We start from the raw sequence: 1,265 nt of genomic DNA, 5'->3' as shown, positions 1-1,265 counted from the left end.
TGGTTTTCGGTGAGAGTTGGGACTTCCATGCGGCAAAAGTTACCGCATTCATCCTGAGAAGTCCAGAAAAACCCTTTGTGCTACTCCATCAGCAGCTTAGATGGAAGGTTGACAGGGCCCTGCCCTTGCTGATGGCAGTAGCCAAAAAACCAGTGCGCGCAACAGGACGGCAAGGCAACACCGTCGTCGGCATTTATTTGATGAAGCTGCAACGGCCAACACACTGTTGGATAAAATAGCAAAAGGGTGGAGCATAAAGGTAACCGGCCTCACCGAACAATTTGACTGGATACAGTATCAGCAACACTTTGACGAGGGCTATATTGCATTGTTTGTGCTGACCAAAAATGAAAAACTTGTCATTTTTGACAGTACTGATAAGCATCTGGAGCCAGCGGCCGGCGATCAGGTCATGTCCCTGGTCGCCCCGGAGACAACATCTGCAGAAAGCCAGGAAAAAAATCAGAATCCCGACCCCCATGTCCCATAAGCACGATTTACCAGACTCTCCCTGCCTTGGATTTTGTACCACCGCACTCGGTGATGAGGTCTGCAAATCCTGTGGCCGAACCTTTGAAGAAGTCTGTCAATGGATCACCATGACTCCTGAACAAAAAGCGGTAACCTGGCAACGCATTCGCCAAAATGGCTGGTGGGATCAGCAACGTAAAGCCAAGGGATTATGATCCCGCCAAAGAAAAAGTATCAATTTATTATTTACTTATGTTTACAAGCAGCCGCTGCGATGATAGCCTTTGCTAATAAAGAACCTACCTAGTCATGCGTTATCTGATTAAGGAGTCAAGCCACCTTTGAAGCATCCAGAAAAAACAGAGACCTTGGCATCCGATGAAGCCCAGGTGATTCTAGCGCAGATTTCCGGGCTGGAATTATTACAGCGACATCCTCTACCTCATTCCCTTACGCTGCACAGAAAAATACTTTTCCTTAATCAATCTGCCATTAGCCTTTTTGAAGGAGAAACTGCAGATTTCTTTTTAGGCAAGGACCTAACTGCTTTTATTCATCCCCTGGATCATGGACGCATTCTTGATCGTCTGGAATTACTGGGTTCAGATTACCCCCAAAATAAACCTACAGAATCTAGGGTCTACACTGTCTCTGGTAAAATAAAACACGTTATCTCTATTAGCTCCATCATTGAAATTGCTGGAAAATCCCTGGTCTTATCCATAGCTACTGAGCTGAATGAAGAAATGGGACATGGTATCAGTCAATCCGAACAGAATTTTCAGCGCCTGTTT

At 45.7% G+C, this 1,265-nt stretch carries 4 protein-coding genes; all 4 read left to right on the top strand.

Translation table 11 applies throughout. The features are described from left to right. Positions 1–239: hypothetical protein (locus tag B1757_RS15595; protein ID WP_216360866.1), on the top strand; the 239-nt coding region annotated here is incomplete at its 5' end. Continuing rightward, positions 227–490 carry a hypothetical protein gene (locus B1757_RS15170; protein WP_143484251.1) on the top strand — a complete coding sequence of 88 codons (264 nt, stop codon included), beginning with the start codon at positions 227–229 and terminating at the stop codon, positions 488–490. The genes B1757_RS15595 and B1757_RS15170, both read left to right, overlap by 13 nt. Beyond that, on the top strand, positions 480–686 hold the full coding sequence (locus B1757_RS11205) for a DUF1289 domain-containing protein (protein ID WP_101538393.1): 207 nt from the start codon (positions 480–482) through the stop codon (positions 684–686). Before B1757_RS15170 ends, B1757_RS11205 begins: the two co-directional genes overlap by 11 nt. A gap of 126 nt (positions 687–812) precedes the next feature. Next, positions 813–1,265: PAS domain-containing protein (locus B1757_RS11200; protein ID WP_216360865.1), on the top strand; the 453-nt coding region annotated here is incomplete at its 3' end.

The organism is Acidithiobacillus marinus (assembly GCF_002847505.1).
GTDB classification, from domain to species: domain Bacteria; phylum Pseudomonadota; class Gammaproteobacteria; order Acidithiobacillales; family Acidithiobacillaceae; genus Acidithiobacillus; species Acidithiobacillus marinus.
Note: the sequence above shows the minus strand (reverse complement) of the source record. Positions and strands in the feature narration are given on the sequence as shown.